Source organism: Devosia sp. (assembly GCF_017307565.1).
Classification (GTDB): domain Bacteria; phylum Pseudomonadota; class Alphaproteobacteria; order Rhizobiales; family Devosiaceae; genus Devosia.
On sequence record NZ_JAFKHD010000514.1, the window covers coordinates 6220 to 9910 of the forward strand.

3 protein-coding genes and 1 pseudogene are annotated in these 3691 nt (G+C 60.0%); 3 read left to right on the forward strand and 1 reads right to left on the reverse strand.

Annotated features, from left to right (window positions below):
* On the reverse strand, positions 1 to 436 hold a 436-nt coding region (locus J0I64_RS22330; protein ID WP_291412457.1), incomplete at its 3' end, for an alpha-L-rhamnosidase N-terminal domain-containing protein.
* Positions 437 to 629: 193 nt separating this feature from the next.
* On the opposite strand from J0I64_RS22330, the gene J0I64_RS22335 reads away from it, so the two are divergent.
* From J0I64_RS22335 to J0I64_RS22345, 3 genes and pseudogenes are all read left to right on the forward strand, one after another.
* Positions 630 to 1643 carry a LacI family DNA-binding transcriptional regulator gene (locus J0I64_RS22335; protein WP_291412459.1) on the forward strand — a complete coding sequence of 338 codons (1014 nt, stop codon included), beginning with the start codon at positions 630 to 632 and terminating at the stop codon, positions 1641 to 1643.
* A 281-nt stretch (positions 1644 to 1924) separates the two neighbouring features.
* On the forward strand, positions 1925 to 3328 hold the full coding sequence (locus J0I64_RS22340) for a DEAD/DEAH box helicase (RefSeq protein WP_291412461.1): 1404 nt from the start codon (positions 1925 to 1927) through the stop codon (positions 3326 to 3328).
* Between the two features lie 124 nt (positions 3329 to 3452).
* Positions 3453 to 3691 (forward strand): annotated as a pseudogene (locus J0I64_RS22345) (GGDEF domain-containing protein); the annotation flags it as partial.

Sequence of the window (3691 nt, forward strand, 5' to 3'; positions counted from 1 at the left end):
TACCCGACTTGCGGATCGGCAGTTCGCCGCTTTCCCACGAGGCATCGGTCACGAGAACCGGATCGACATCGCCGGCCTTGCCGCGCAATTCGACTAGAGCTGCAATGTCGCTGCCCCAGACGTTGTAGATCGGGGCCTTGCCCCACATGAGCTGGGAACGCATCCAGCCATCGCCCAGCCAGATTTCGATGCGGTTTTCACCGGCAACGAGCAGCGAGCCGACATTGTAGGTCTGGTAGCTGAGGCGCGCATCGTAGGCCGTCCAGCCTGGCGTCAGCACATCATTGCCGACGCGCTTGCCATTGATGAAGGCGACGTAGAGGCCGAGGGCCGAAATATCGAGGATTTCAGCGCCGGAGACGCTATCCAGATTGAAGGTCTTCGCCACAAAGGTCGCCGGGGTGCCGACACCCTTGTCAGCGAGCGGACGAACCATCTTGGCAGTCCATGCGCGTGTGGAAGCTCGTGAGCTGGAAGCCAGCTCTGCCGCGGTTTCATTCAGCACGTGGTAGTCTCCTCAAGCCGCTTTGTGCGGCTGTAAACTGTTCTACGTGTAGCGTTCTACATTTTTGCGATCTTCGCAATAGGCTTTTTTTGGATTAGGTGCGAAGACGGAGGCAGAGGACGTCATGACCAAGAAGGCCCCGGCGAGAACGCCGCGCATCACCATTCGGGAAGTTGCCAGCGACGCGGGCGTGTCGGTGGCCGCCGTTTCCAAAGTGCTGAGAAACGCTTACGGCGTCAGCGACGCGCTGCGCACCAAGGTTCAGGCGTCGATGGAGAAGCTCAACTATCGGCCGCTGGCTTCCGCTCGCGGGCTGCGCGGGCGGACCTATACGCTGGGCCTGATTTTCCCCGACCTTCGTAATCCGTTCTTCGCAGATATCTTTGCCGGCGTGAATTCGGCGCTCGAACGCACGCAATATCAGGCGATGCAGGGCGTCAGCGTTTCCGCCTCATCGCTGGTCGAGGCGATGATCGACAGGCAGATGGATGGCCTTGTTCTGATCGGTCCCAATGAGACCAACGAGCGCCTCAATGACATCGCCGACCGCATTCCGCTGGTTGCCATCGGGCATCACGATATCGAGGCGGTACGCTTCGATACGGTCAACAACGACGATCAGCTGGGCGGCAGGCTAGCCGTTCGTCACCTTTGCCAGAACGGGCACAAGAAGGTGGCTATGCTGAGCCTTGCTGTGCCTGTTTCCACGGTCATCAACCAGCGCGAGCTGGGCTATCGCCTCGAAATGACGGAACAGGGTCTTGGTTCGTCAATCAACATTGTGCGCGCGCCACAGGTGCTCCGCGATGTGCAGCTCACAGTCCGGCGCCTCCTTGAAAGCCGGGATCGCCCCGACGCGATTTTCTGCTGGACCGATCTCATGGCTTTCGAAGCCATCAGCGTGGCGACAGAGCTGGGGCTGTCCATTCCCCAGGACATTGCCATTATCGGCTATGACAACACGGTATTTTGCGAATTCGCGCAAAACCGGCTTACCAGCATAGACCAGTCAGGCGAAGTGCTCGGTTTGCAAGCAACACGCCTCCTGATCGAGCGTATTGACGGTCGCACACACTCCGAACATTTCGTTGTCACGCCGCGCGTTGTTGCCCGGGCCAGTTCAGCCAAAGTAAGCTGAAAGACCGAAATACCCGAATTCCGGCCAAGACCGTTGACACTTAAGGGGTTTGCGCTATGGTCCGCGCCGCAAGGTTTGCCGGATTGCCTGTTTTCAGTCATTGCACACTTCCGCCCGGCGACGGGCCTACGCAAGAAAACAAGTACCCGACTATCCATTCGACATTGGGTCTAGGGCCACAGCCCCAAAGCACGGGCCTTGCACATGATTTCCGTGCCGAGTCTGCCGGACATTTCGGTTCGGTTGGCCCGCGGATGACCCGTTGAGTGGAATCTCTGACGTTGACCGACGATTTTTCTGGCCTTGGCCTTTCGAGCAAAGTTACCGACGCTGTTACAGCGGCGGGCTATACGCGACCGACTGAAATTCAAGCACAGGCCATTCCGCACCTTCTGCAAAAGAAGGACCTTATTGGCATCGCCCAGACCGGCACCGGCAAGACTGCATCCTTCGTGCTGCCGATGTTGACGCTGCTGGAGGCCGGCCGTGCCCGCGCACGCATGCCCCGCACGCTCATCCTCGAACCGACGCGCGAACTCGCTGCGCAGGTTTCGGAGAATTTTGAAAAGTACGGCAAGAACCACCGTCTCTCGATGGCCCTCATCATCGGCGGCGTGTCGTTCGAAGACCAGAACAAAAAGCTCGATCGCGGCGTTGACGTGCTGATCGCTACGCCCGGCCGTCTGCTCGATCAATTCGATCGCGGCAAGATCCTGCTGACCGGCGTTGAAATCCTCGTCATCGACGAAGCCGACCGCATGCTCGACATGGGCTTTATCGACGACATCGAGAAGATTTGTTCGCGCCTGCCGCCCCGTCGCCAGACCATGCTGTTCTCGGCCACGATGGACCCGCAGATCGAACGCCTCACCAAGCGGTTCCTCAAGGACCCGGTTCACGTTCAGGTGTCGCGCACTTCTTCGACGGCCGATACGATCGACCAGAAGCTGGTGAAAGTTTCTTCGCGTCCCGATCAGAAGCGCGCCATGCTGCGTGCCCGCATCAATGCGGCCGAGGGGCTGACCAACGCCATCATCTTCTGCAACCGTAAGCGTGACGTCGCGACTCTCGCGCGCTCGCTGCAGCGCCACGGCTTCAGCGCCGGGTCTCTCCATGGCGACATGGACCAGAAGAGCCGCATGGAAACGCTGGACGCCTTCAAGTCCGGCAACCTGACGCTGCTGGTCGCCAGCGACGTCGCCGCACGCGGCCTCGACATTCCGGCGGTGAGCCACGTGTTCAACTTCGACGTGCCGGTGCACGCCGAAGACTATGTGCACCGCATCGGCCGCACGGGCCGTGCCGGTCGCACCGGCACCGCCTACACGTTTGTCGGCCCCAGCGATGACAAGCATCTCGATGCCATTCTGAAGCTGATCCAGAAGCCGATCGACTGGCTTGACGTGGCGCCCGTCGCTTCGAGCCAGGGCGAAGACGAGGATGCTGCACCTGCAAAGCCCGCTCGGGGCTCGCGCCGCAAGGCCCCTGCCCGCCAGAGTCAACCGGCCGCCACTGAAGAAGCAGCGCCAAAGGCTACCAGGGGGCGTGAGCCGCGCCGCAAGGCCAAGGACGCACCACCGTCACCTGTTTCCGGCATTGTTCCCGACTCGCCTTTTGGCGATGCGGGTCCAGTTCCGGCGTTTCTGCTTCGTTCGACGCGGACCGTCGAACAGGAATCTGACTAGAAAACTGCCAAATTCAGGGAATTTGGCCGTCGACACATTCTCTGTCGTGTCGCTATGACTTGTAGATGACTTCGAAGTAGCAAACCATTGCCGTTGATCGGCACCAGGGGTCGCGGGGAAGGCTGTGTCGGATCACGAGTTCAAGCGAGCGCTCGGCTATGCCAATGCTGCGCTCGCTCTTCTGAAGAAGAGCAGTATTCCACCCTACCCGCAGTTCTACGAGCTGCTCTATACCTATGCGACCGGCGTCAACCCCACGCTGAACCACCGGATCAATGCGCTCTTCGCGTCCGGAGAGTCACCGACGGCAAGCCTTGCCGAGACGCTCTACAACGAATTCCTGAAGTCTGACGTCAACGACCG